Genomic DNA, 24572 nt, shown 5'->3' with positions numbered 1-24572 from the left:
TACGTCGCAGATCCTACACAGCTTTCCCCGCTCAATCAGTGAGCTTCGTCCCAATTCGCACCAATTCCTGCCTCAACCAGCAGCGGCACGTCCAGTTCCGCGGCCTTGCTCATGTGCTGGCGAATTTCATCTTTCACCTGCTGAAGCAGGTCTTCACGCACCTCAAGTACCAGTTCGTCGTGTACCTGCAGGATCACCCGGGCATCCAGCCCGCTCTCGCTCAGCCAGTTGTCCACATTGACCATGGCGCGTTTGATGATGTCGGCCGCGGTGCCCTGCATCGGCGCGTTGATTGCCGTGCGCTCGGCGCCTTTGCGCAGGGCCGGGTTCTTGGCATTGATGTCCGGCAGGTACAGGCGGCGGCCGAACAGGGTTTCGACGAAGCCTTGCTCGGCGGCCTGGGCGCGGGTGCGCTCCATGTAGGCCAGCACGCCCGGATAGCGTGCGAAGTAGCGGTCGATGTAGTCCTGCGATTGTTTGCGGTCGACACCGATCTGCTTGGCCAGGCCAAAGGCACTCATGCCGTAGATCAGGCCGAAGTTGATGGCCTTGGCCTTGCGGCGCTGGTCGGTTGTGACATCTTCCAGCGCCACACCGAACACTTCCGCCGCCGTGGCACGGTGTACGTCCAGGTCGTTACGGAAGGCATGCAGCAAGCCTTCGTCCTTGGCCAGGTGGGCCATGATGCGCAGCTCAATCTGCGAGTAGTCCGCCGCCAGCAGCTTGTAGCCCGGGCTGGCAATGAAGGCCTGACGGATACGTCGGCCTTCGGCGGTGCGGATCGGGATGTTCTGCAGGTTCGGGTCGCTCGACGACAGCCGGCCTGTGGCCGCCACCGCCTGCTGGTACGAGGTGTGGATACGCCCGGTGCGCGGATTGATCTGCCCCGGCAGCTTGTCGGTATAGGTGCTCTTGAGCTTACTCAGGCTGCGGTACTGCATCAGCACCTCAGGCAGCGGGTAGCCTTGCTCGGCCAGCTCGTCGAGCACGGCCTCGGCGGTGGATGGCTGGCCCTTGGCAGTCTTGCTCAGCACCGGCATGCCCAGCTTGTCGTAAAGGATCGAACCCAGCTGCTTGGGCGAACCGAGGTTGAATTCCTCGCCAGCCAGCTCGTAGGCACGCTGCTCCAGTTCGGCCATTTTCACGCCCAGCTCACCGCTTTGTACGTGCAGCAGTGCAGCATCGACCAACGCACCCTGGCGCTCGATCTTGGCCAGCACCGGCACCAGTGGCATCTCGATGTCCATCAACACCGGCTGCACGCTCGGCGTCTGCGCCAGGCGGGCCTGCAGCGCCTGGTGCAGGCGCAGGGTGATGTCGGCGTCTTCAGCGGCGTAAGGGCCGGCCTTGTCCAGGTTGATCTGGTTGAAGGTCAGCTGCTTGGCGCCCTTGCCGGCGATGTCCTCGAAGGCGATGGTGCTGTGGTCGAGGTACTTCTGCGCCAGGCTGTCCATGTCGTGGCGGGTGGCGGTAGAGTTCAGCACGTACGATTCGAGCATGGTGTCATAAGCCACACCGCGCATCTCGATGGCGGGCGAGCCGTTGGCGAGGATGTTGATGTCGTACTTGGCGTTCTGCCCGACCTTGGCCTTGGCCGGGTCCTCCAGCAGCGGCTTCAATGCCAGCAGCACCGCCTCGCGGTCCAGCTGGGCCGGCGCGCCTTCGTAGTCATGGGCCAACGGCACATAGGCTGCTTCATGCGGGTCGACGGCGAACGACAGGCCGACCAGCTGCGCCTGCTGGGCATCCAGGCCGGTGGTCTCGGTGTCGAAGGCGAACAGCGGCGCCTGGCGTAGCTTTTCCAGCCAGGCGTCGAAACGGGCCTGGTCAAGAATGGTTTCGTATTTCGGTTCAACCTTGGCCGCCGGCTCGTCGACCACCGGGGCGAGATCATCGCCCGCCTTGCTCGCCTCGCGCTGCACCTCGGCGACCCAGCTCTTGAACTCCATTTCGGTGTAAAGCGCCAGCAACGCATCGCGGTCCGGTTCCCCGCACACCAGCGCCTCGACCTCGACATCCAGGGGTACATCGCACTTGATGGTGGCCAGTTCGTAGGACAGGAACGCCGAATCGCGGTGCTCCTCGAGCTTGGCCGGCAAGGTCTTGGCGCCGCGGATGGCCAGGGTCGGAACCTTGTCGAGGTTGGCGTACAGGTCGCTGAGGCCGCCGCCGATACCGGTCAGCAGGCCGACCGCGGTCTTTTCGCCTACGCCCGGCACGCCGGGAATGTTGTCGACCTTGTCGCCCATCAGGGCGAGGAAGTCGATGATGTGTTCCGGGCCGACGCCAAACTTTTCGTGCACGCCGGCAACATCCATCACGCTGCCGGTCATGGTGTTGACCAAGGTCACGTGGCCGTCCACCAGTTGCGCCATGTCCTTGTCCCCGGTCGAGATGATCACCGGCCGCCCCTGGGCGGCGCTACTGCGGGCCAAGGTGCCGATGACGTCGTCAGCCTCGACGCCCTCGACACACAGCAATGGGTAGCCCAGCGCCTTCACGCTGGCATGCAACGGCTCCACCTGCACCCGCAGATCGTCCGGCATGCTGGGGCGGTTGGCCTTGTACTCGGCAAACATGGCATCTCGGAAAGTGCCGCCTTTTGCGTCGAACACCACCGCAAACAAGCTGTCAGGGTATTGCCTGCGCAGGCTCTTGAGCATGTTCAGCACACCCTTCACCGCACCGGTCGGCATGCCCTTGGACGTGGTCAGCGGGGGCAAGGCGTGGAAGGCACGGTACAGGTAGGAGGAACCGTCCACCAGGACGAGGGGCGCTTGGCTCATGAGCAGAATCAACCTTTTCGACGGGTCCGGCGCTAGAATAGCCAGAATCATTGACGACAAAGGGACTAGGTTATCATGCGTACACTCAATCGCCTGTTACTGCTCGGCCTGTTGGCAACCATGCCTGTCGTTACCCTGGCGGCGGACGACGCCCCCTCGGCCGATCCCGAGGTGACCATTCGCACGGAAGGCGATAAAACCATCCAGGAATACCGGCAGAACGGGTTCCTGTATGCGATCAAGATAACGCCGAAAAACGGCAAGCCTTATTTTCTGGTACGCGCCGATGGCACTGATGCCAATTTCATTCGATCCGACCAGCCGGACATGCTGATTCCGTCCTGGAAGATCTTCGAGTGGTAATCTGACGCGCACCGTTCACATCAACCCGGCACTTCCCGGCGGAAGTGCCCGTATGGGCAATTTTTCATCATGTCAGTCTTCACCCCCGTGACCCGGCCTGAGCTGGAAACCTTTCTGGCGCCGTACGAGCTGGGCCGTCTGCTCGACTTCCAGGGCATTGCCGCCGGCACCGAGAACAGCAATTTCTTCGTCAGCCTCGAACAGGGGGAGTTCGTCCTGACGCTGATCGAGCGTGGGCCAAGCGAAGACATGCCGTTCTTCATCGAACTGCTCGACACCTTGCACGCTGCCGACATGCCGGTGCCCTATGCCATTCGTGACCGCGACGGCAATGGCCTGCGCGAGCTGTGCGGCAAGCCGGCGCTGCTGCAACCGCGGTTGTCGGGCAAACACATCAAGGCGCCGAACAACCAGCACTGCGCCCAGGTCGGCGAACTGCTGGCCCACATTCACCTGGCCACCCGCGAGCACATCATCGAGCGCCGCACCGACCGTGGCCTGGACTGGATGCTGGCCTCCGGTGCCGAGCTGCTGCCACGCCTCACTGCCGAACAAGCCGCACTGCTGCAACCGGCGCTGGATGAAATCACCGCGCACAAGGCGCAGATCCTGGCCTTGCCACGGGCCAACCTGCATGCCGACCTGTTCCGCGACAACGTGATGTTCGAAGGCACCCACCTGACCGGTGTGATCGACTTCTACAACGCCTGCTCGGGGCCGATGCTGTATGACATCGCCATCACCGTGAACGACTGGTGCCTGGATGAGAAGGGTGCAGTGGATGTACCGCGTGCCCAGGCGCTGCTGGCGGCTTATGCGGCGCTGCGGCCGTTCACGGCGGCCGAAGCCGAGCTATGGCCGGTAATGTTGCGGGTAGGGTGTGTTCGCTTCTGGCTGTCGCGCCTGATTGCGGCGGAGTCGTTTGCCGGGATGGATGTGATGATCCATGACCCGAGCGAGTTCGAAGTGCGTCTGGCTCAGCGCCAGCAGGTGGCCTTGCACCTGCCGTTTGCCCTCTAGTCCTTCTTCTGCTTCTTCGCGGGCGCGCCCGCTCCCACAGGTACGGCGATAGGCTTGAGACTAGCGCTATCTCTGTGGGAGCGGGTTCACCCGCGAATAGGCCGGAACAGGTTTACAACTGTTCCAGACACCCTGCCAGATCACCACCCAGCTTCTCCAGCAAGCGCTCATAGCCCTTGCCATCCACCGGGTCGGTACCGCCCAGTGCATCCAGCTCAGCCAGCGTCACCGGCAGCCCGGCCGTCAGGGTTTCGGCAAGCCGTGGCCGCAGTGGCGGTTCGCTGAACACGCAGGTCTTGCCCACTTCCTGCAGGCGCTTACGCATGGCAGCTACATGCTGCGCCCCTGGCTGCACCTCGGACGCCACGCTGAACACACCCGTGTGCTTCAGACCATACTCCGCCTCGAAGTAGTCGAACGCTTCGTGGAACACGAAGTATGGCTTGTCGGCAATGCCCGCCACTCGCGCCTTGATCCGCGCATCCAGCGCGTCCAGGCGCTCGTCGAAGGCCTTCAGGTTACTCTGGTAGCGGGCGGTATTGGCCGGGTCGACCTGGGCCAGGTCAGCCGCCATTTTTGCCGCGATTACCCGCGCATTGACCGACGATAACCACAAGTGCGCATCGAGGCTGCCCGGGCGGTGATCGTGGTCATGATCGTCGTGGTCTTCTTCCTCATGGGAATGGCTGTCTTCGCCAAAATGACGCAGCTTCATGCCAGTCAGCGACTGCACGGCCACCGTAGGCTTGCTGCGGCTGCCCAGCACCCGTGGCAGGAAGTTCTCCATGTCCGGGCCGATCCAGTACAGCAGGTCGGCATCACCTACCCGGCGCACATCGGAGGGGCGCAATGCATAGTGGTGCGGCGAAGCGCCCGGTGGCAGCAACACGTCAGGGCTGCCCACGCCATCCTGCACGGCGGCGGCAATCTGTTGCAGGGGCTTGATACTGGTAAGCACACGCACATCGGCCTGGGCGGAAAATGCGATGAAAGCGACAAACAGAGCTAGGAATCGGGACACGGTGGATACTCGAGTCGTCAGAAACAGGTAACATAATAACGTCTCCATCCAGAACCGTCGCTGCCCATGTCCATCACGCCGCTGGCCAACCGTCCTCACGATCACTCCCATTGCGTACACAGCGCACTGGCTGAAGCCGATGCCTTGTGCACCCGCCAGGGCCTGCGCCTGACCGCGCTGCGCCGCCGTGTGCTGGAGCTGGTGTGGCAAAGCCACAAGCCGCTGGGCGCCTACGACATCCTCGCCGTGCTCAGCGAACAGGACGGCCGCCGCGCCGCGCCGCCTACGGTATACCGCGCGCTGGACTTCCTGCTGGAAAACGGCCTGGTGCACCGCATCGCCTCGCTCAACGCTTTCATCGGCTGTAGCCACCCCGAGCACGTGCACCAGGGCCAGTTCCTGATCTGCCGCGCCTGCCATGTGGCCATCGAGCTGGAGCAGAACAGCATCAGCGAAGCCATCATCAACAGCGCCAAAGGCGTGGGTTTCACCGTCGAAACCCAGACCGTGGAAGTGGTCGGCCTGTGCGGCAGCTGCCGGAGCGCGGCATGAGCGACGCGCTGATCCGCCTGGAGGAGGTCGGCGTCACCTTTGGCGGCGAGGCAGTGCTCGACAGCATCGACCTGTCGGTCGCACCCGGCCAGATCGTCACCCTGATCGGCCCCAACGGGGCGGGCAAGACCACCCTGGTGCGCGCCGTGCTCGGGCTGCTCAAGCCGCACCGCGGCAAGATATGGCGCAAGCCGAAGCTGCGCATTGGCTACATGCCTCAAAAGATCCAGGTAGATGCCACGCTACCGCTCTCGGTGCTGCGTTTCCTGCGCCTGGTACCCGGCGTAGACCGTGCGGCAGCCTTGTCGGCGCTACAGGAAGTCGGCGCGGAGCAGGTCATCGACAGCCCGATCCAGACCATTTCCGGTGGTGAGATGCAGCGTGTGCTGCTGGCCCGCGCATTGCTGCGCGAGCCCCAGTTGCTGGTGCTCGACGAGCCGGTACAAGGTGTGGATGTGGTCGGCCAGACCGAGTTGTACAACCTGATCACCCGCCTGCGCGACCGTCACGGTTGCGGCGTGCTGATGGTGTCCCACGACCTGCACCTGGTGATGAGCGCCACGGACCAGGTGGTGTGCCTGAACCGCCACGTCTGCTGCTCGGGTCACCCGGAGCAAGTCAGCAACGACCCGGCCTTCGTCGAACTGTTCGGCCAGAACGCCCCGAGCCTGGCCGTTTACCACCACCATCACGACCACAGCCACGACCTGCACGGCTCGGTCGTCGCGCCCGGCGCACATGTTCACGGAGAGCACTGCAAGCATGGCTGATTTTCTTCTTTACGCCTTGCTTGCGGGTCTTTCCCTGGCAGTGGTAGCGGGCCCGCTTGGCTCTTTCGTGGTGTGGCGGCGCATGGCGTATTTCGGCGACACCCTGTCCCACGCCGCGCTGCTGGGCGTGGCAATGGGCTTCGTGCTCGATGTAAGCCCGGCCCTGGCGGTGACCGTCGGCTGCCTGTTGCTGGCAATCTTGCTGGTGACCTTGCAACAACGTCAGCCACTGGCCTCCGACACCCTGCTCGGCATCCTCGCCCCCAGCACCTTGTCGCTGGGCCTGGTGGTGCTGAGTTTCATGCACGATGTGCGCATTGACCTGATGGCCTACCTGTTTGGCGACCTGCTGGCCATCAGCACCACCGACCTGGCCTGGATCCTCGGCGGCAGTGCATTGGTCCTGCTGCTGCTCGCCGTGCTGTGGCGGCCACTGCTGGCGGTAACCGTGCATGAAGAACTGGCCATGGTCGAAGGCCTGCCGGTGGCTGGCCTGCGCATGGCGCTGATGTTGCTGATTGCCGTGGTGATTGCCGTGGCGATGAAGATTGTCGGCGTGCTGCTGATCACCTCGCTGCTGATCATCCCCGCCGCTGCGGCGCAACGTCACGCCCGCTCACCCGAGCAGATGGCCCTGGGCGCCAGCCTGCTGGGCGTTACCGCCGTCTGCGGGGGCCTGGCAATGTCCTGGTTCAAGGATACCCCTGCCGGCCCGTCGATCGTGGTCTGCGCGGCGGTGCTATTCTTGCTGAGCCTGGCCCTGCCAAAACGTTGAAAAACAGGGCGTGTGATGGCACGCCTTGCAACCTTTTGCCGGGTAAAGGGTCTGTAAGACCTGTTTTCGAGCGTGCGCACCTGGGTGTAGACTTGCTCGCTTTTTGCGCAAATAGAGAGTCGCAGGAATGAAGCCGTTCGCCTCCCGTTATCTGCTTGTTGCCGCGTTTTCCCTGTTCCTGGCTGCCTGTTCCAGCGCGCCGGTCGAACAGGCCGCCGTACCTGCCCAAGCCGATGCCTGGCAGCAGTTGCAACAGAACATCGCCAGCAACGAGCTGGCCACCGCCGAAGACCAGCTGGCAGCCCTGCAGGCCCAGTCACCTGACGACGCACGCCTGGAGCAATACCAGCGGCAGTTGGCCGAGGCCTACCTGCAACGCAGCCAGATCGTGCTGCAAAAGGGCGATGTGAACGCGGCAGCAACCGCACTGGCTCGTGCCCGTGCATTGATGCCGCAAGCCCCGGCAGTGACCGGTGGCGACCCCCTGTCGCAAGCGCGCAAGGCCGAGCTGGAGAAGGCAGAAGCTGCCTTGAAAGCTGCTGAGGCCAAGCCCAGGGCACGTATCATCGACCCGACAGCGCCAAGCACGGTGGTGGCCTTGAAGACCACCGACAGCCGCGCCATGCGTCGCCAGCTCGATGACATTGCCGCCGATGTTGTGAGCTATGACTGCGAAGTGGTGTTCCAGGTACCGCGCACCGACGACGCGCCGTGGTTGAAGACCTTGCTGGAGAAGCGCGTGCGCAAGATCGATAGTGGGTTCGCGCTCAAGCAGAAGCATGAAATTCAGCGCTCGCTGCCAGCGCAGGTGGTTCTGGTCCCGCATCAGCGTTGAGATTGCTGGGGGCGCTGCGCGCCCCTTTCGCGACACAAGGCCGCTCCTACAGGGATCGCATTCTCCTGTAGGAGCGGCCTTGTGTCGCGATGGGCTGCAAAGCAGCCCCTTAGGCCGGCACAGCCGCTGCAGCAGCCTCCCGCTCCCACACCCGATGCCCCTCTACCGCTTTGACAAAGGCATCCACGGTCTTCTGCTCATCTCCCAGCAACAACCCCTTGTCCTCCTTGAGCCCCAGTGCTTTCACCAGTTCCTTGGTCAACACTAGCGCTTTCAAGTGTTTGTAGCCTTCCAGAAGGAAGTGCTTGGCCACCCCGCTGCCCGCCAGGGCATCCGTCGAGGCTTTGCCCCCCGGCACAACAATCCCGTCAAACATGATCGACGGCATCCCCTCCATCGACGCATCCACCGCCAACTGCTTGCCATCCGCTGCCTTCACCGGCGCCGACGTGGGCCCCAGCAGCATCAACCGCGCACTCACGGCTTCCAGTGCCTTGACCAGCCTGTCGACACTCGCAGCATCTACGCCGTCAGCTACCAACACTGCAATCTTGCGGCCCTTGATGCCGACCGAGCCGGGGTGGTTCATCTGGCTCAACGCCTTGGACTGCGCCAGCTTGCCGCCTTTCACCTTGAGCGTGCCCTGCTTGGGCGCTGCCAGCCCCAGGTTCGCCGCCACAGCCGCAGCCAGCTTCAGGTCGATATTGGCCAGGATCTCGCTCACCTCTCGTTCACGAATCTCTGCCCGCTCCACCTTGCCCAGCTCAAAGCTGTAGGCCTTGATGATGTGCTGCTGTTCGGTCGGGCTCATGCTCTGGAAAAACAGCCGTGCCTGCGAGAAATGGTCGCCAAACGACTCGCTGCGCTGGCGGATCTTGTGCGCGTCGATACGCTCCTGATAACTCTCGAAACCACCATCCTGCGCCGCTGGCGGTGTTTCCCGCGGCCAGCCTCCATCAATCGAGTTGGGCTCGTAGGATGCCCGGCCCTTGTCGATGGTCATGCGGTGCATGGCATCGCGCTGGCTGCTGTGGTTGGGCGCTACCGGCCGGTTGATCGGGATTTCATGGAAGTTCGGCCCGCCCAGCCGGCTGATCTGCGTATCGGTGTAGGAGAACAACCGGCCCTGCAACAGCGGGTCGTTGGTAAAGTCGATGCCCGGCACGATATGCCCCGGGCAAAAGGCAACCTGCTCGGTTTCGGCGAAAAAGTTGTCCGGGTTGCGGTCCAGCACCATCTTGCCCAGCAGCGTCACCGGCACCAGCTCTTCAGGGATCAGCTTGGTCGGGTCGAGCAGGTCGAAGTCGAACTTGTGCTCATCGGCCTCGGGCACGATCTGCACGCCCAGCTCCCATTCCGGGTAGTCACCGGTCTCGATCGCTTCCCACAGGTCGCGGCGGTGGTAGTCGGTGTCCTTGCCGGCCAGCTTCTGCGCCTCGTCCCACAACACAGAATGCACGCCCTGGCGCGGCTTCCAGTGGAACTTGACGAAACTGGCCACACCCTCGGCATTGATCAGGCGGAAGGTGTGTACGCCAAAGCCCTCCATCATCCGCAGGCTGCGCGGGATGGCGCGGTCGGACATGGCCCAGATGACCATGTGCGCCGACTCCGGCACCAGTGAAACGAAATCCCAGAATGTGTCGTGGGCAGAACCACCGGTGGGCATTTCGTTGTGCGGCTCGGGCTTCACGGCATGCACGAAATCCGGGAACTTGATGGCATCCTGGATAAAGAACACTGGCATGTTGTTGCCAACCAGGTCGAAATTGCCTTCATCGGTATAGAACTTGACGGCAAAACCGCGCACGTCACGCACCGTATCGCCCGACCCCCGCGGCCCCTGCACGGTGGAAAAGCGTACGAACACCGGCGTGATCTTGTCGGGGTCTTGCAGGAAACCCGCTTTGGTCAGCTCGGCATGGCAAGCGTAGCTCTGGAAATAACCGTGCGCCCCGGTACCACGGGCATGCACGATGCGCTCCGGGATGCGCTCATGGTCGAAGTGGGTGATCTTCTCGCGCATGATGAAGTCTTCGAGCAGCGACGGCCCGCGTGCGCCGGCCTTGAGGCTGTTCTGGTTGTCGGCAACCTTCACCCCTTGGTTGGTGCGCAGGGCCTGGCCGGTAGCATCGCTGCGGAAGGTTTCCAGGCTCTGCAACTTGGCATTGGTATTGGCCCGGTCCGGGGTCTGGGTGCCGGCGGCCTCGCTGTGCTTGGGCGCGTCCGTTTTCTTGCTGGGCATGGGTCGGCTCTCCTCATCATTCTTCAGGCGTGCCCGTTTCGGGCTTGTTCAACTAGTGACTGGAGGGCTTTACCGAGCGTTCAATCAGGATTACCGGTTGTCGCGATATGCCCGAAGGATTGGTGCATTACGAAATAAATGCTAAGAACAGCTATGGGAAAAGGCTAAAATGCGCGACCCCAGCTAACCGCTGACCCCAATTTCCATGCGCCCCACAAGGTTCGCTACGTGATCGAGTTCCAACAGGTACATAAAACCTACCGCGTTGCCGGTAGGGAAATCCCCGCACTGAATCCGACCAGCCTGACCATCGAAGATGGCCAGGTGTTCGGCCTGATCGGCCATTCCGGCGCAGGCAAAAGCACCATGCTGCGCCTTATCAACCGCCTGGAAGAGCCTTCCGGCGGCAAGATCATCGTCGACGGCGAAGACGTCACCGCGTTCAACGCCAACCAGCTGCGCGGCTTCCGCCAGCAGGTCGGCATGATCTTCCAGCACTTCAACCTGCTGGCCTCCAAGACCGTTGCCGACAACGTCGCCCTGCCACTGACCCTGGCCGGCGAGCTGTCGCGCAGCGAAATCGACAAGCGCGTCACCGAGCTGCTGGCCCGCGTCGGCCTGTCGGACCACGCCAGAAAGTACCCGGCGCAGTTGTCTGGCGGCCAGAAGCAGCGCGTCGGCATCGCCCGCGCATTGTCCACCAACCCGAAGATCCTGCTGTGCGACGAGGCCACCAGTGCCCTCGACCCGCAAACCACGGCCTCGGTCCTGCAATTGCTGGCCGAGATCAACCGTGAGCTGAAGCTGACCATCGTGCTGATCACCCATGAAATGGACGTGATCCGCCGGGTCTGCGACCGCGTGGCAGTGATGGACGCCGGCGTGATCGTCGAGCAAGGCTCGGTGGCCGAGGTGTTCCTGCACCCGCAGCACCCCACCACCAAGCGCTTCGTCCAGGAAGACGAGCAAGTCGACGAAGGCGAGCAGCGCGACGACTTTGCCCACGTACCAGGCCGCATCGTGCGCCTGACCTTCCAGGGCGACGCCACCTACGCACCGCTGCTGGGCACCGTGGCCCGCGAAACCGGTGTGGACTACAGCATCCTCGCTGGGCGTATCGACCGCATCAAGGATGTCCCCTATGGCCAGCTCACACTCGCCCTGATCGGCGGTGACATGGAAGCGGCGTTCGCCCGCTTCAAGGCAGCTGACGTACATATGGAGGTACTGCGTTGATGGACGCCCTGAATTTCTTTGCCAACGTCGACTGGGCCGAAATCTGGCTGGCCACCGTCGATACAATGATCATGCTGTTCGGCTCGCTGTTCTTCACCGTGCTGCTGGGCCTGCCGCTGGGCGTGCTGCTGTTCCTCTGCGGGCCTAAGCAGATGTTCGAGCAAAAGGGCGTGTATGCGCTGCTGTCGCTGGTGGTGAACATCCTGCGCTCGCTGCCATTCATCATCCTGCTGATCGTGATGATCCCGTTCACCGTGCTGATCACCGGCACTTCGCTGGGCGTTGCCGGCGCCATCCCGCCGCTGGTGGTGGGTGCCACGCCGTTCTTTGCCCGCCTGGTGGAAACCGCCTTGCGTGAAGTGGACCGCGGCATCATCGAGGCCACCCAGTCGATGGGCGCCACCACCCGCCAGATCATCACCAGCGCACTGCTGCCAGAGGCCCGCCCGGGCATCTTCGCAGCCATTACCGTGACCGCCATTACCCTGGTGTCGTACACCGCCATGGCCGGTGTGGTCGGTGCCGGTGGCCTGGGCGACCTGGCTATCCGCTTCGGCTACCAGCGGTTCCAGACCGATGTGATGGTAGTGACCGTGGTGCTGCTGCTGGTACTGGTTCAAGTACTGCAGAGCGTGGGCGACAAACTGGTCGTGCATTTTTCCCGTAAGTAACCCCAATGGGGTCGGCCCGGCCGACCCGTTCGGGGGCCGTCGCGGCCCTCACAAGGAGTGATTGATGAAGAAGCTGCTTGCTGTTGCTGCCGCTGTCGCGGCCTTCTCGGCCCACGCCGATACCCTGACCGTTGCCGCCACCCCGGTACCACACGCCGAGATCCTCAACTTCGTCAAACCACAACTGGCGAAAGAGGGCGTGGAGCTGAAGGTGAAGGAATTCACCGATTACATCCAGCCGAACGTACAAGTGGCCGAAAAGCGCCTGGACGCCAACTTCTTCCAGCACCAGCCGTACCTGGATGAGTTCAACAAGGCCAAGGGCACCAACCTGGTGAGCGTGGCCGGCGTGCACATCGAGCCGCTGGGCGTGTACTCGACCAAGATCAAGAAGCTGGACGAACTGTCCTCCGGCGCCACCGTGGTCATCCCCAACGACGCCACCAACGGCGGCCGCGCCCTGCTGCTGCTGGACAAGGCCGGCGTGATCAAGCTGAAGGACAACAAGAACATCCTGTCCACCGTGAAGGATGTTGCCGAGAACCCGAAAAGCATCAAGTTCCGTGAGCTGGAAGCGGCCACCATCCCGCGTGTGCTGACCCAGGTCGATGCTGCCCTGATCAACACCAACTACGCGCTGGAAGCCAAGCTGAACCCTGAGAAGGACGCGCTGGCCATCGAAGGCAGCGACTCGCCTTACGTGAACATCCTGGTTGCCCGCCCGGACAACAAGGACTCGGAAGACATGAAGAAGCTGGCAGCTGCACTGCACTCGCCAGAGGTGAAGCAGTTCATTAACGAGAAGTACAAAGGCGCTGTGGTTCCGGCGTTCTGATCCGACATCCCCGGGGCCGCTTCGCGGCCCTTTCGCGACACAAGGCCGCTCCTACATGGGATCGCATTCCCCTGTAGGAGCGGCCTTGTGTCGCGATAGGCCTGCGAAGCAGGCCCAACCATCTCAATCCCGCTTCACAAGCCCGGGCAACTGCGCCACCAGCTTCTGGTTGTTGAACGGCGCACGAATAAACCCGCGCTGACGCCCGTCCGGCCCGACAACCGCCAGGTTGCCGCTGTGATCCACGGTATACCCCGGCTTGCTGGTATCCGCCGGAATGAACGGAATGCTCAAGGCATTCGCCAGCTTCTGGGTATCCTCGATCGACCCCGCCACCCCGACAAAGTCCTTGTCGAAATAGCCCAGGTACTGCTTCAGCTGGTTCGGCGTATCGCGGTTCGGGTCCACGCTCACCAGCACCACCTGCAGCCGGTCGACGGCTTCCTTGGGCAACTCGCTCTTTACCTGGCGCAGCTGGGCCAGGGTGGTCGGGCAGATGTCCGGGCAATAGGTGTAGCCGAAGAACAGCAGCGACCATTTGCCCTTCAGGTCATCCAGTTGCACCGGCTGGCCATCCTGGTTGGTCATGGTCACATCGGCCACGGTGCGGCTCTGCGGCAGCAGGATGATGCCCGCATCGATCAGCTCGGTGGGGTTGGGCTGGTCGCGGCCATTGAGCACCTTGTTGACGGTCAGGCCCATGATCAGCGCGACCAGGGCAACGAGGATGAAGACGGTTTTCTGGGTTCGGGTCATAGGTTCAGCAACAGGTAGTGGTCGAGGAGCAGCGCGATGAACAGCGCGAACAGGTAGCCGATAGAGTACTTGAACGTGCCGATTGCCGCGTGCGGCCGGCTGCCACGGTACAACACCCAGGCCCAATGCAGGAAGCGCAGGCCCAGCACCAGGGCGCTGGCCAGGTACAGCGGGCCGCTCATGTGGATGGCATACGGCAGCAGGCTTACCGCCAGCAGAATCAGGGTGTACAGCAGGATATGCAGCTTGGTGTAGCGCTCGCCGTGGGTCACCGGCAGCATCGGGATATCGGCCTTGGCATATTCTTCCTTTCGGTGGATGGCCAGGGCCCAGAAATGCGGCGGGGTCCAGGCGAAGATGATCAGCACCAGCAGCAAGGGCTCGGCACTGACATGGCCACTGACCGCAACCCAGCCAAGCAACGGCGGTGCAGCCCCTGCCAGGCCACCGATGACGATGTTCTGCGGCGTGGCGCGCTTGAGAAAGCCGGTGTAGAGCACCGCATAGCCGAGCAGCGAGGCCAGGGTCAGCCAGGCGGTGAGGGCGTTGGTGAACACCAGCAGCAAGGCCATGCCCGACAGCGCCAGGGCCAGGGCGAACAACAGCGCCGGCAGTGGCTCGACCCGGCCCTGGGCCAGTGGCCGCTTGTGAGTACGCGCCATCAGCGCATCGATGCGCCGGTCCACCACATGGTTGACCACCGCCGCGCTGCCAGCACACAGGCCAATCCCCAGGTTACCGAACAGCAACACCCTCCAGTCCACGCCCGCGCGGGTGGCGAGGAACATGCCTGCCAGCGAGGTGATCAGCATCAGCATCACCACCTTGGGCTTGGTCAGCTCCAGGTAATCGCGCCAGCTGGCTCGCCGTGCACTCAGAAGCGTCGCCACGAATCGTTCCTCATGTGATGGGAAATGCCCACACCGGTCACGGGCCGCAAGCGCCAGCCGTGGCCTACACCCACACGCACCTTGTCGACTACGCGAATGCGGTAGTTGACCAGCACCATGCTCAGCAGCAACAGTGCGCCACCCGCGTTGTGCGCCACCGCGACAGCCAACGGCAGGTGGAACAGTACGTTGCTGATGCCCAGGCCGACTTGCAGGGCCAGCGCCAGCAGTACCAGCCGTGCCAAGCCGGGCAGGCCACAGCGATGCAGCTTCCAGCTGAGCATCAGCAGCACGCAAATCACCAGCAGCGCACCCAGGCGGTGGCTGATGTGGATAGCGGTGCGCGCATCACTGTCCAGTTGCCCACCCAGGTAATTGGGGCCGACGTGCTGGGTCAGGTGGAAGCCGTTGCTGAAGTCCGCCGCCGGCCACCACTGGCCGTGGCAAGTGGGCAGGTCGATGCAGGCGACGGCCGCATAGTTGGCACTGACCCATCCGCCCAGGGCGATCTGGCCAATCACCACCAGCAGGGCCAACGCAGCGATGCGGCGCAAGCTCAACGGCAACTTGGGCAATGGCGCAAACGCCCGGGATAGGCGCAGGGATAACAGGAACAGCAGGCTCAACGTGGTGAAGCCGCCGAGCAAGTGCGCGGTGACCACCTGTGGCCACAGCTTCAGGGTAACCGTCCACATGCCGAAGGCCGCCTGTGCCAGCACCACGCCCAGCAACAGCACAGGCAGACGATAAGGCTGCCCGTCGCGGGCATGCCGGCGCACCGCCTGGAAGGCCAGCAGGGCGATTACCATGGCCAACGTGCCGGCGAAGTAGCGATGGACCATCTCCGCCCAGCCCTTGGCCTCTTCCACCGGGTGATCCGGGAAGTGCAGCTCGGCATGGGCAAGTTGGGCTTCGCTCTTGGGCACGCTGATTAATCCGTAGCAACCCGGCCAGTCGGGGCAACCGAGGCCAGCGTGAGTCAGGCGGGTATAGGCACCCAGCAGCACGACCAGCAATGCCAGCAGGGTGGCGAACACAGCTAAGCGGAATCCGGGTCTGGCCATGGCAGGCTCCTAGCCGATGTTGGACAGCTTGAGCAGGTGGCGCAGGTCGTCCAGCACATGCTTGCCGTTGACCTTGCCGTCATAGCGCAGCACCAGGTTGCCGTGGGGGTCGACGATCCAGAGTTGTGGGCCGGGCTCACCCACCTTCTGCAAATAGCGTGGTGCATCAAGCGGGTAGCGTTGCAGTTGCGGGTACTCGCGGCCCAGCAGCGCCTGGTAGTCAGCGCTTAGCGGTTGGGCAGCGGCCAGCGCATGGCTGGCGCGGCTGGCATCGCGGCCCAGGCCGACCTGGATCTGCCGGGCCAGGTACACCAGGCGCTGGCAGTCCTCGGCGCAGGCCTCGGGCGCGCTGACCAGCAGCTGCCAGCGCTGGTCTTCACCCGCCACGCCGATATCCGCACGGGTTTCACCATTACCGATCATGGCGCCGTGGTAGCTGCGGCCTTCCGGCACCCAGAAGTTGAGCTTGTACATGCTGGTAGCCAGAATCATCGGCCCAAGCACCACCAGCAGGATCAGCAACAGCTGCAAACGCCCGCGGGCTCTGGGTTTGCTACGTTCAGGCAGGTCCAGCGGAGTGGCGGTGGCCATGGCGTTTCTCCTTGTTTTGGTGCCAGCCGAAGTAGAGGTAGAGCAGAACCAGCGCGGTCGCCAGGGCAAACCACTGCACGGCGTAGCCCAGGTGTTTTTCAGGGCCCATGGCCACGACCGGCCAGTCCAGGCGGTAGGTTGCCGGGCCGGGCTCCAGGCGCAGTTCGTGGGCGTAACCCTCACGACCGAAATGCGGCCATAGCTGAGCGGCGTCGATGGCGGTCAGCAGGTGCGGCCATTGGCCGCCGACTGGGTCCGGGTGCAACTGGAAAGTGTTGCCGGGTGCCACATACACCGAGGCGTCGAGGGCCAAGGCCTGGGCAGGGGTATCGAAGTGCACCGGCACGCGGCGGTCTGGCCATGGCAGCCAGCCGCGATTTACCAGCAGCCACAGGCCGCTGGCCTGGTCGTGGAAGGGTTGCAGCAATTCAACGCCGGCCTGACCGTCACGCAGGCGGTTGTCCAGCAGCACGCTGTGCTCGGCGTCGAACCGGCCATACAGGTGCACGCGGCGGAAGGCGTTGTCTTCGTTGCCATTCAGCTGGCTGGTCGCCAGCGGCGCTTCGATACGTCGCTCGGCGTAGCTGGCCAGCAGTGCGCGCTTTTCCTCGGCCCGGCCGAGTTGCCAGCAGCCAAGCGCGATCAGCCCCGGTAGCAGCGCAAGCACCACCAAGGTGGGTACCCAGCCTGGGCGAAACGGCCTCACGGGCGCCTCGCTATACTTATCCACATCACCGCATCCCCCCGGAGTAGCGCCATGCTCAAGGCCGCGATTGTCCTGATGCTGTTGGCCACGATTGCCAGCCTGTTCAGTGGCCTGGTGTTCCTGGTCAAAGACGATGAAAACTCGACCCGCCTGCTGAAAGCGCTGACTGTGCGGGTGACCCTGGCGGCGCTGACCATCGGCCTGGTCGCCTGGGGCTTCATCAGTGGTCAGCTCGTCTCCCACGCCCCTTTCTAGATCTTTCGCCGTCCCTTGTAGGAGCGGCCTTGTGTCGCGAAAGGGCTGCGCAGCAGCCCCAGGATCTCAGCGCAAACGCATAAATTGATGGGGCTGCTGCGCAGCCCATTCGCGACACAAGGCCGCTCCTACAAAGTGCTGCATCGCCTGTCACAGCACGTATACAAAAATGAACAACCCCACCCACACCACATCAACGAAGTGCCAGTACCAGCTGGCTGCCTCGAAGCCGAAGTGTTTCTCCGCGTTGAAGTGCCCCCGCAAAATCCGCACGAACATCACGATCAGGATGATCGTGCCCAAAGTCACGTGGGCACCGTGGAAGCCGGTGAGCATGAAGAACGTCGCACCGTAGATCCCCGACCCCAGCGTCAGCCCCAGCTTGGTGTAGGCCTCGTGGTACTCGAAAGCCTGAAGCGCAATAAAACTGAGGCCCAGCAGGATGGTCAGCGCCATCCAGAACTTAAGCGGCCCTCGGTGATCACGGCGCAACGCATGGTGGGCGATGGTGATGGTCACACTGGAGCTCACCAGCAAGATGGTGTTGATCAGCGGCAAATGCCACGGGTCGATCACTTCCTTGGGCGGCGGGAACAGTTTCGGGTCCGGTGTGTGCAGCAGCGGCCAGGTGAATTCGAAGGTTGGCCACAGCATGTGCGCAACCCCTTTGGCCCCTTCACCGCCCAGCCAAGGCCCGGCCAGCACGCGCACATAGAACAGCGCGCCGAAGAAGGCCAGGAAGAACATCACCTCGGAAAAGATGAACCAGCTCATGCCCCAGCGGAACGAGCGGTCCAGTTGCGGGCTGTACAACCCCGCACGGCTCTCCTTCACCACGGCACCGAACCAGCCAAACAGCATGTAGGCCAGGAACAATGCACCAATGAAGAAAATCAGCGGCCCGTGCGAATCCGGGTGCCCAGCCTTCATGTCATTGAACCAGGTGCCCAGGCCAAATACCGTGATGAACATGCCGATGGTGGCAATGATCGGCCACTTGCTCTGCGCCGGAACGTAGTAGTGCTGATGACTTGCCATTGCTGTTCTCCTTCCCTTAACGGGCGCCCTGGACGTCCTGGGCCGCAACATGAGCGACCGGCGGGTGGCGAGCGGTGATGTCGAACAAGGTGTAGGCCAGTGTCAGGTGCTTCACGCTGGCCGGCAGGTCGCGGTCGACAATGAAGCGCACCGGCATCTCGATGCGTTCGCCGGGCTGCAGCACCTGCTGGGTAAAGCAGAAGCACTCGGTCTTGTGGAAGTACGCCGCGGCCTCGGCCGGGGTGATGCTGGGTATCGCTTGCGCACTCATCGGCCGGTCGGTCGGGTTGTGGGCAATGAAGATCATCTGGTTCACCGCCCCCGGGTTGACCTCCAATTGGTCAGCCGTGGAATAGAAGTCCCAGACCATGTCGCTGGCATTGGTCGACATGAACTGCACCCGCACCGAGCGCGACGGGTCGCTGACCTGGCTGCCCTCGTATTGCCCGCCGGTCTTGCCGTTGATGCCAAACGCCTTGCACATCACGTCGTAGATCGGCACCAGGGCAAAGCCGAAGGCGAACATCACCACCGTCAGCATCAGCAGGCGCGTTACCAGGCGTTTCAGCGACAGGCCTTTCATGGCGGGTTCCCTATTTCACTTCCGGTGGTGTCTGGAAGGTGTGGTAAGGCGCAGGCGAGGGGATCGACCACTCCAGGCCCTCGGCGCCATCCCAAGGCTTGGCCGGTGCCGGTGCCCCACCGCGGATGCACTTGATGACGATAAACAGGAAGAAGATCTGCGTTGCACCAAACATGAAGGCACCGATCGACGACACCATGTTGAAGTCGGCGAACTGCAGGTTGTAGTCAGGGATGCGGCGCGGCATGCCTGCCAGGCCCACGAAGTGCATGGGGAAGAAGGCCATGTTCATGCCGATGAACGACAGCCAGAAGTGCAGCTTGCCAAGGGTTTCGTCGTACATGTGGCCGGTCCATTTCGGCAGCCAGTAGTAGGCCGAGGCAAAGATGCCGAAAATCGCCCCGGGCACCAGCACGTAGTGGAAGTGCGCTACCACGAAGTAGGTGTCGTGGTACTGGAAGTCCGCCGGGGCGATGGCCAGCATCAACCCGGAGAAGCCGCCGATGGTGAACAGGATGACGAAGGCAATGGCGAACAGCATCGGCGTTTCAAAGGTAAGCGAGCCTTCCCACATGGTGCTGACCCAGTTGAACACCTTCACTCCGGTGGGCACGGCAATCAGCATGGTGGCGTACATGAAGAACAACTCACCGACCACCGGGATGCCGACCACGAACATGTGGTGGGCCCAGACGATGAACGACAGGAAGGCAATTGCGCCGGTGGCGTACACCATCGAGGTGTAGCCGAACAGCGGCTTGCGCGAGAACGCCGGGATGATCGAGCTGACCGCGCCGAACGCCGGCAGGATCATGATGTACACCTCGGGGTGGCCGAAGAACCAGAACACATGCTGGAACAGCACCGGGTCACCGCCACCGGCGGCACTGAAGAAACTGGTGCCGAAATGGATATCCATCAGCATCATGGTCACCACGCCCGCCAGTACCGGCATTACTGCAATCAAAAGGAACGCGGTAATCAGCCAGGTCCAGACGAACAGTGGCATTTTCATCAGGGTCATGCCCGGTGCGCGCAGGTTGAGGATGGTGGCGATCACGTTGATCGCGCCCATGATCGAGCTGATGCCCATCAGGTGGATGGCGAAGATGAAGAAGGTGACACTGGCCGGGGCGTAGGTAGTGGACAGCGGGGCGTAGAAGGTCCAGCCGAAGTTGGGGCCACCGCCAGGGCTGAACAAAGTCGAGACCAGCAGCAGGAACGCCGCCGGCAGCAACCAGAAGCTGAAGTTGTTCATGCGCGGCAGGGCCATGTCGGGCGCGCCGATCATCAGCGGGATCATCCAGTTGGCCAGGCCGACGAAGGCCGGCATCACCGCGCCAAACACCATGATCAGGCCGTGCATGGTGGTCATCTGGTTGAAGAACGCCGGCTCCACGATCTGTAGCCCAGGCTGGAACAACTCGGCGCGGATCACCATGGCGAACGAGCCGCCGAGCAGGAACATGATGAAGGCGAACCACAGGTACATCGTGCCGATGTCTTTATGGTTGGTGGTCAGCACCCAACGCATCAGGCCCTTGGCCGGGCCGTGGGCGTGCTCATGGCCGTGGGCGTGGTCGTCGATCACTGTGCTCATGTCCTGCCTCCTGCAACCCATTGATTGCCGCGAGTAACCCGGTTCACTTGGCTTCTGCCTGCTTCAGCGCCAGCACGTCCTTCGGCGTGACCATGTCGCCCTTGTTGTTGCCCCAGGCATTGCGCTCGTAGGTGACCACGGCAGCGATGTCGACTTCCGACAGCTGCTTGCCAAAGGCGGCCATGGCGGTGCCGGGCTTGCCGTGGTAGACGATGCTCAGGTGGCCCTCTTTCGGCCCGGTGGCGATCTTCGAGCCCTTGAGCGCCGGGAACATCGGCGGCAGGCCCTGGCCTTCGGCCTGGTGACAGGCCACACAGGTGGTGTGGTAAATCTTGTCGCCACGTTCCACCAGCTCTTCCAGGGTCCATTCCTTGCTGGTCAGCTCTTTGAGCTTGGCGGCCTCAGCCTTGCGTTCGCCGAGCCAGGTGTCGTAGTCGGCCTTGGATTTCACCTCGACCACCACCGGCATGAAGCCATGGTCCTTGCCGCACAACTCGGTGCACTGGCCGCGGTAGATGCCGGGCTTCTCGATACGGGTCCAGGCTTCGTTGACGAAGCCGGGGATGGCGTCGCGCTTGACCGCGAAGGCCGGCACCCACCAGGAGTGGATGACGTCGGCGGCGGTTACCAGAAAACGCACCTTGGCGCCCACCGGCAGCACCAGCGGCTGGTCGACTTCGAGCAGGTAGTGCTCGTCCTTGGGGGCCTTGTTGTGGATCTGGTCGGCGGGGGTGGCCAGGTTGCTGAAGAACTCCACGTCCTGGCCCAGGTACTTGTAGTGCCACTTCCACTGGTAGCCGGTGACCTGGATGTCGATGTCCGACTCGCTGGCGTCGTAGATATCGATCAGGGTCTTGGTGGCCGGGATGGCCATGACCACCAGGATCAGGAAAGGCACCACCGTCCAGAGGATTTCCACCCAGGTATGCTCGTGGAAATGCGCGGCCTGCTGGCCGGTGGAACGGCGGTGGATGACCATCGACCAGAACATCGCGCCAAACACGACGATGCCAATGATCACGCAGATCCAGAAGATGGTCATGTGCAGGTCGAAGACGGCGTTGGAGACTTCCGTCGCCCCCGGGTGCATGTTCACGGTCCAGGCGGCGTTCGCCTGACCAAAAACCGACCACAACAGGAGGCCCATCCAGACATGTGGATGTCGCATCATTGCGGGTTCCCCTTCTAATTCTTGTTGTCCCGGAGGCGTGGCCTGCGGCAAGAGGGAACGGCGGTCAAGACTGCCTGGCTTCGACGACCGAGCCCCTGCAAAAGCAGTCGGGCCTCATCAACGAATCACGTTCACCGGGAGTATAGTCAGCGACTAATGGCACGCAATGAAGGCAGTGAAATGAACTTCACGAAATGGCCAGATGCCCTGGAAACCGCAGGCTTGAGAGCTCATGGCCAGATAATGGCACCTCGATATGCCCGAGAGCGCACACGTTTGCGCGGCTTATAACAAATGCGTCTTAGGTATTCTGTATACCGAGCTAATTTAGTGTCTTCCGTTTGAAACGTAATGTCCCTGGAGTTGTCATGAACATCGCTGCTGTACGCGAGCAGGTAAGCCAAGCCCATCAACATGAAGGCCAGACCGGCCAATTGAAACAGCGTCTCGAGCTGCAACTGCCCCACCTGCACCCCTCGATCCAACTGCCTGAGCAGGACGCCCAGGGTACTTTGGCGCGCTTCGTCAGCGCCTACATCGACCAGGTTCCGGAACTGCTGGAAGCCGCACACGCGGTTGCCCGCGAGGCCGGGATCGAGTCGCAGATCAAACCTGTATTGAAAATTGCCGAGGCTTACTTCCTGCAGCCACCCGAGGTCATGAACGGGCATGTGGGGCTGGACTGCCTGCTGGATGAGGCGTACCTGGCGCACCGCCTGGTGGAAGAGGTGAATGACTTGTACATCCGCCATTTCCAGCAGCCGCTGATCCCGGTCGACACCACTGTTGCCAACCTGATTGCCCACCAGTTGATTGGCGAAGAATTTGCCAACCAGCTGGATGAAGTGGTGCACCACTCGGTGGATGAGATGCTCAATGACGCAAGCTTTGCGGTGGAGTCGGTGGAAGCCTACCGCGAGAAGCTGAGTAGCCCGGCAACCGGTGAGGCGTGGAAGCGCTGGCCGTGCCTGTCGCGTCAGCTGGGTGTCGAGCTGGGTCAACCGGCCTGATACTCCTGCTCCGGCCTCTTCGCGGGCACGCCCGCTCCCACAAGGACCGCACAGCATCTGAGTTGTGTGCGGTCCCTGTGGGAGCGGGCGAGCCCGCGAAGAGGCCAGTTCAGGCAATACAAAACTTAAGCTTCAGGCCCCAACCCCCGCCGTAGTCCGCAACCGCCCCTCGATCCGCCGCTTCAACCGCCGCTGCTCGATCAACAACCGCGACCCGTTTGCAGCATTACTTCTGTGCCAGTCCTCCAGCAACTCAAGGCACGAGTGGTCGATGTAACTCAGGTTACCCAGCGGCACATGCAATGTGGTCCCCGCCGGTACGGTATCCAGCACCTGGGTCAGCGCCGGCACCTTCAGGAACGTTGCCGCACCACTTAACCGCAGCTCCATATGCCCAGCCTTCTCCAGGCTCACCAGGTTGATCTTCAGCCGCGCCGCCTTGAACGCCAGCTTCAGCAAGGTCAGGGCAAAGCCCAGCAGCACGCCAGTCAGCAGGTCGGTAAAGATGATCGCCAGCGCTGTCGCCGCGTAGGTAAACATCGGCATGCGGCCATAACGGCCCAGCCCGCGAAACGCCTTGAAGTCGACCAGCTTGACCCCGGTGAACACCAGCACACCCGCCAGGCTCGCCACCGGAATCTGCTGCAGCACGCTGCTCAACGCCACCACGAACGCGAGCAGCCATAGGCCATGGAAGATCGCCGACGCGCGGGTTTGCGCGCCCGCCTGCACATTCGCCGAGCTGCGCACGATCACCCCGGTCATTGGCAATGCACCCAACACGCCGCATAGCATGTTGCCGATGCCTTGGGCCGACAGCTCACGGTCGAAGTCCGAGCGCTGGCCGCTGTGCATGCGGTCTACCGCCGCGGCCGACAACAAGGTTTCCGCACTGGCGATGAAAGCCAGGGCGAAGGCGGCGACCAGCAGGGTAGGGTCGGCCAGTTGCATCAGGTCATCCGGGCGAATCCAGTCGATGGCCTCGGACAGGTCTGCCGGCACTTGCACCCGGTTTACCGGCAACGCCAGCCACATGCTGATCGCAGTCATGGCTGCTACACCCAGCAAGGCACCAGGGACAAACCTCAGCCGCTGCGGCCGCAAGCGCTCCCAACCCCACATGATGGCAATGGTGCCCAGGCCCAGCGCACCGGCCATCCAGCCGGAGCCTGTGCTTTCCTGTGGCAGGGCTGCGGCAACGGTGGAGGGGAATTCCAGCAGGTTCTGCAACCCGGAAGGCTGCGGCGCCGTATCGAACATCACATGCACCTGCGACAGCACGATCAGCACGCCAATGCCCGCCAGCATGCCATACACCACCGCTGGCGCAGTGACGCGGAACCAGCACCCCAGGCGCAGGCGCCCGGCCAGCAACTGCAAAAGCCCCGCCAGCAGCAAGATCGGCCCGAGCATGGCCATGCCATGCTGGCGCACCAACTCGAACACCAGTACCGCCAGGCCGGCAGCGGGGCCGCTGACCTGTAGCGGCGACCCGGCAAGGAAACCCACCACAATGCCGCCGATAATGCCGGTGATCAGGCCCTTCGCCGGCGGCATGCCCGAGGCAATCGCGATACCCATGCACAACGGCAGGGCCACCAGAAAGACCACCACCGACGCCAGCAACTCGCGCGGCAGGGCCGCTTTCAACTGTGTAATGTTCACCGTGTTTCTCCTTTCTTAGTCGCACGGCCATTCCCCTGGCCGTGGGCACGTTTGCCCCTGACAAACGCGCAGGCGCGGGCCGCCAGCAGGCGTGCCGGCAAGGCAGTCAGGGAATTCAAGGCAGCAGAAGGCCG

Annotated in this window: 24 protein-coding genes; 11 read left to right on the top strand and 13 right to left on the bottom strand. The window is 62.8% G+C overall.

Annotation, left to right across the window (positions count from 1 at the left end):
- Positions 1-35: 35 nt before the first annotated feature.
- Positions 36-2786, bottom strand: coding sequence for a DNA polymerase I (gene polA / locus ACQKPZ_RS09975; protein ID WP_427537312.1), 2751 nt, complete (start codon positions 2784-2786; stop codon positions 36-38).
- A 75-nt stretch (positions 2787-2861) separates the two neighbouring features.
- Here polA and ACQKPZ_RS09970 point away from each other — a divergent pair, with 75 nt between their 5' ends.
- Positions 2862-3149: a DUF2782 domain-containing protein gene (locus tag ACQKPZ_RS09970; protein ID WP_010951520.1), complete on the top strand. Its 288-nt coding sequence runs from the start codon at positions 2862-2864 to the stop codon at positions 3147-3149.
- Between the two features lie 69 nt (positions 3150-3218).
- Positions 3219-4169 carry a homoserine kinase gene (locus ACQKPZ_RS09965; RefSeq protein WP_427537309.1) on the top strand — a complete coding sequence of 317 codons (951 nt, stop codon included), beginning with the start codon at positions 3219-3221 and terminating at the stop codon, positions 4167-4169.
- Positions 4170-4281: 112 nt separating this feature from the next.
- On the opposite strand, the gene ACQKPZ_RS09960 is transcribed toward ACQKPZ_RS09965, so the two are convergent.
- Complete coding sequence (locus tag ACQKPZ_RS09960) at positions 4282-5238, bottom strand: zinc ABC transporter substrate-binding protein (protein WP_427537306.1); 957 nt, start codon at positions 5236-5238, stop codon at positions 4282-4284.
- An 18-nt stretch (positions 5239-5256) separates the two neighbouring features.
- Here ACQKPZ_RS09960 and zur point away from each other — a divergent pair, with 18 nt between their 5' ends.
- The 4 genes from zur (at position 5257) to ACQKPZ_RS09940 (ending at position 8122) form a co-directional block, all read left to right on the top strand.
- A complete protein-coding gene (gene zur, locus ACQKPZ_RS09955) occupies positions 5257-5742 on the top strand; it encodes a zinc uptake transcriptional repressor Zur (protein ID WP_391131971.1) in 486 nt (161 codons plus the stop codon).
- Positions 5739-6512: a zinc ABC transporter ATP-binding protein ZnuC gene (gene znuC, locus ACQKPZ_RS09950; RefSeq protein ID WP_427537303.1), complete on the top strand. Its 774-nt coding sequence runs from the start codon at positions 5739-5741 to the stop codon at positions 6510-6512. Before zur ends, znuC begins: the two co-directional genes overlap by 4 nt.
- Positions 6505-7287, top strand: a complete 783-nt coding sequence (znuB, locus tag ACQKPZ_RS09945) for a zinc ABC transporter permease subunit ZnuB (protein WP_019099207.1) — start codon at positions 6505-6507, stop codon at positions 7285-7287. The genes znuC and znuB overlap by 8 nt, the downstream gene beginning before the upstream one ends.
- A 127-nt stretch (positions 7288-7414) precedes the next feature.
- Complete coding sequence (locus ACQKPZ_RS09940) at positions 7415-8122, top strand: PA5502 family lipoprotein (protein ID WP_427537300.1); 708 nt, start codon at positions 7415-7417, stop codon at positions 8120-8122.
- Positions 8123-8231: 109 nt separating this feature from the next.
- Here ACQKPZ_RS09940 and katE read toward each other — a convergent pair whose 3' ends face one another.
- Positions 8232-10394: a catalase HPII gene (gene katE, locus ACQKPZ_RS09935; protein WP_427537382.1), complete on the bottom strand. Its 2163-nt coding sequence runs from the start codon at positions 10392-10394 to the stop codon at positions 8232-8234.
- A 201-nt stretch (positions 10395-10595) separates the two neighbouring features.
- Between katE and ACQKPZ_RS09930 the strand changes: the two genes are divergently transcribed.
- From ACQKPZ_RS09930 to ACQKPZ_RS09920, 3 genes are all read left to right on the top strand, one after another.
- Positions 10596-11603 carry a methionine ABC transporter ATP-binding protein gene (locus ACQKPZ_RS09930; RefSeq protein WP_391131961.1) on the top strand — a complete coding sequence of 336 codons (1008 nt, stop codon included), beginning with the start codon at positions 10596-10598 and terminating at the stop codon, positions 11601-11603.
- Entirely contained in the window at positions 11603-12274 is a 672-nt protein-coding gene (locus ACQKPZ_RS09925) for a methionine ABC transporter permease (protein ID WP_010951513.1), read from the top strand. Before ACQKPZ_RS09930 ends, ACQKPZ_RS09925 begins: the two co-directional genes overlap by 1 nt.
- Before the next feature lie 64 nt (positions 12275-12338).
- Positions 12339-13109, top strand: coding sequence for a MetQ/NlpA family ABC transporter substrate-binding protein (locus ACQKPZ_RS09920; protein ID WP_403203065.1), 771 nt, complete (start codon positions 12339-12341; stop codon positions 13107-13109).
- A gap of 123 nt (positions 13110-13232) precedes the next feature.
- Here ACQKPZ_RS09920 and ACQKPZ_RS09915 read toward each other — a convergent pair whose 3' ends face one another.
- The 5 genes from ACQKPZ_RS09915 to ACQKPZ_RS09895 are packed head-to-tail and all read right to left on the bottom strand — an operon-like array spanning position 13233 to position 17116.
- Positions 13233-13865 (bottom strand): SCO family protein, encoded by a 633-nt coding sequence (locus ACQKPZ_RS09915; protein ID WP_060499831.1) that lies wholly within the window; start codon positions 13863-13865, stop codon positions 13233-13235.
- Positions 13862-14755: a heme o synthase gene (gene cyoE, locus ACQKPZ_RS09910; protein ID WP_427537297.1), complete on the bottom strand. Its 894-nt coding sequence runs from the start codon at positions 14753-14755 to the stop codon at positions 13862-13864. The genes ACQKPZ_RS09915 and cyoE overlap by 4 nt, the downstream gene beginning before the upstream one ends.
- Positions 14740-15819, bottom strand: coding sequence for a COX15/CtaA family protein (locus ACQKPZ_RS09905; protein WP_427537294.1), 1080 nt, complete (start codon positions 15817-15819; stop codon positions 14740-14742). Before ACQKPZ_RS09905 ends, cyoE begins: the two co-directional genes overlap by 16 nt.
- A gap of 9 nt (positions 15820-15828) precedes the next feature.
- A complete protein-coding gene (locus ACQKPZ_RS09900) occupies positions 15829-16410 on the bottom strand; it encodes a hypothetical protein (protein ID WP_427537291.1) in 582 nt (193 codons plus the stop codon).
- A complete protein-coding gene (locus ACQKPZ_RS09895) occupies positions 16379-17116 on the bottom strand; it encodes an SURF1 family protein (RefSeq protein ID WP_427537288.1) in 738 nt (245 codons plus the stop codon). The genes ACQKPZ_RS09900 and ACQKPZ_RS09895 overlap by 32 nt, the downstream gene beginning before the upstream one ends.
- A 51-nt stretch (positions 17117-17167) precedes the next feature.
- Between ACQKPZ_RS09895 and ACQKPZ_RS09890 the strand changes: the two genes are divergently transcribed.
- Positions 17168-17371 carry a twin transmembrane helix small protein gene (locus ACQKPZ_RS09890; protein WP_003258925.1) on the top strand — a complete coding sequence of 68 codons (204 nt, stop codon included), beginning with the start codon at positions 17168-17170 and terminating at the stop codon, positions 17369-17371.
- Between the two features lie 150 nt (positions 17372-17521).
- On the opposite strand, the gene ACQKPZ_RS09885 is transcribed toward ACQKPZ_RS09890, so the two are convergent.
- From ACQKPZ_RS09885 to coxB, 4 genes are read right to left on the bottom strand one after another with little or no spacing between them, the layout of a single operon-like run.
- Positions 17522-18409, bottom strand: coding sequence for a cytochrome c oxidase subunit 3 (locus ACQKPZ_RS09885; RefSeq protein ID WP_427537285.1), 888 nt, complete (start codon positions 18407-18409; stop codon positions 17522-17524).
- Positions 18410-18425: 16 nt separating this feature from the next.
- Entirely contained in the window at positions 18426-18992 is a 567-nt protein-coding gene (locus ACQKPZ_RS09880; protein WP_198751925.1) for a cytochrome c oxidase assembly protein, read from the bottom strand.
- 10 nt (positions 18993-19002) lie between these two features.
- Complete coding sequence (gene ctaD, locus ACQKPZ_RS09875; RefSeq protein ID WP_198751928.1) at positions 19003-20592, bottom strand: cytochrome c oxidase subunit I; 1590 nt, start codon at positions 20590-20592, stop codon at positions 19003-19005.
- A 43-nt stretch (positions 20593-20635) separates the two neighbouring features.
- Positions 20636-21763 (bottom strand): cytochrome c oxidase subunit II, encoded by a 1128-nt coding sequence (coxB, locus tag ACQKPZ_RS09870; RefSeq protein ID WP_391131943.1) that lies wholly within the window; start codon positions 21761-21763, stop codon positions 20636-20638.
- Between the two features lie 368 nt (positions 21764-22131).
- Between coxB and ACQKPZ_RS09865 the strand changes: the two genes are divergently transcribed.
- On the top strand, positions 22132-22773 hold the full coding sequence (locus ACQKPZ_RS09865) for a hypothetical protein (RefSeq protein ID WP_391131941.1): 642 nt from the start codon (positions 22132-22134) through the stop codon (positions 22771-22773).
- 132 nt (positions 22774-22905) lie between these two features.
- Here ACQKPZ_RS09865 and ACQKPZ_RS09860 read toward each other — a convergent pair whose 3' ends face one another.
- On the bottom strand, positions 22906-24438 hold the full coding sequence (locus tag ACQKPZ_RS09860; RefSeq protein WP_427537282.1) for a SulP family inorganic anion transporter: 1533 nt from the start codon (positions 24436-24438) through the stop codon (positions 22906-22908).
- Between the last annotated feature and the right edge of the window lie 134 nt (positions 24439-24572).

The sequence above is a fragment of the Pseudomonas sp. NPDC089547 genome, from assembly GCF_050280665.1.
GTDB lineage: Bacteria > Pseudomonadota > Gammaproteobacteria > Pseudomonadales > Pseudomonadaceae > Aquipseudomonas.
Note: the sequence above shows the minus strand (reverse complement) of the source record. Positions and strands in the feature narration are given on the sequence as shown.

Coding starts and splice junctions, on each gene's coding strand:
- polA (WP_427537312.1), bottom strand. CDS start 2,786: ATGAGCCAAGCGCCCCTCGTCCTGGTGGACGGTTCCTCCTACCTGTAC.
- ACQKPZ_RS09970 (WP_010951520.1), top strand. CDS start 2,862: ATGCGTACACTCAATCGCCTGTTACTGCTCGGCCTGTTGGCAACCATG.
- ACQKPZ_RS09965 (WP_427537309.1), top strand. CDS start 3,219: ATGTCAGTCTTCACCCCCGTGACCCGGCCTGAGCTGGAAACCTTTCTG.
- ACQKPZ_RS09960 (WP_427537306.1), bottom strand. CDS start 5,238: ATGGAGACGTTATTATGTTACCTGTTTCTGACGACTCGAGTATCCACC.
- zur (WP_391131971.1), top strand. CDS start 5,257: ATGTCCATCACGCCGCTGGCCAACCGTCCTCACGATCACTCCCATTGC.
- znuC (WP_427537303.1), top strand. CDS start 5,739: ATGAGCGACGCGCTGATCCGCCTGGAGGAGGTCGGCGTCACCTTTGGC.
- znuB (WP_019099207.1), top strand. CDS start 6,505: ATGGCTGATTTTCTTCTTTACGCCTTGCTTGCGGGTCTTTCCCTGGCA.
- ACQKPZ_RS09940 (WP_427537300.1), top strand. CDS start 7,415: ATGAAGCCGTTCGCCTCCCGTTATCTGCTTGTTGCCGCGTTTTCCCTG.
- ACQKPZ_RS09925 (WP_010951513.1), top strand. CDS start 11,603: ATGGACGCCCTGAATTTCTTTGCCAACGTCGACTGGGCCGAAATCTGG.
- ACQKPZ_RS09920 (WP_403203065.1), top strand. CDS start 12,339: ATGAAGAAGCTGCTTGCTGTTGCTGCCGCTGTCGCGGCCTTCTCGGCC.
- ACQKPZ_RS09915 (WP_060499831.1), bottom strand. CDS start 13,865: ATGACCCGAACCCAGAAAACCGTCTTCATCCTCGTTGCCCTGGTCGCG.
- ACQKPZ_RS09905 (WP_427537294.1), bottom strand. CDS start 15,819: ATGGCCAGACCCGGATTCCGCTTAGCTGTGTTCGCCACCCTGCTGGCA.
- ACQKPZ_RS09900 (WP_427537291.1), bottom strand. CDS start 16,410: ATGGCCACCGCCACTCCGCTGGACCTGCCTGAACGTAGCAAACCCAGA.
- ACQKPZ_RS09890 (WP_003258925.1), top strand. CDS start 17,168: ATGCTCAAGGCCGCGATTGTCCTGATGCTGTTGGCCACGATTGCCAGC.
- ACQKPZ_RS09885 (WP_427537285.1), bottom strand. CDS start 18,409: ATGGCAAGTCATCAGCACTACTACGTTCCGGCGCAGAGCAAGTGGCCG.
- ACQKPZ_RS09880 (WP_198751925.1), bottom strand. CDS start 18,992: ATGAAAGGCCTGTCGCTGAAACGCCTGGTAACGCGCCTGCTGATGCTG.
- ctaD (WP_198751928.1), bottom strand. CDS start 20,592: ATGAGCACAGTGATCGACGACCACGCCCACGGCCATGAGCACGCCCAC.
- coxB (WP_391131943.1), bottom strand. CDS start 21,763: ATGATGCGACATCCACATGTCTGGATGGGCCTCCTGTTGTGGTCGGTT.
- ACQKPZ_RS09865 (WP_391131941.1), top strand. CDS start 22,132: ATGAACATCGCTGCTGTACGCGAGCAGGTAAGCCAAGCCCATCAACAT.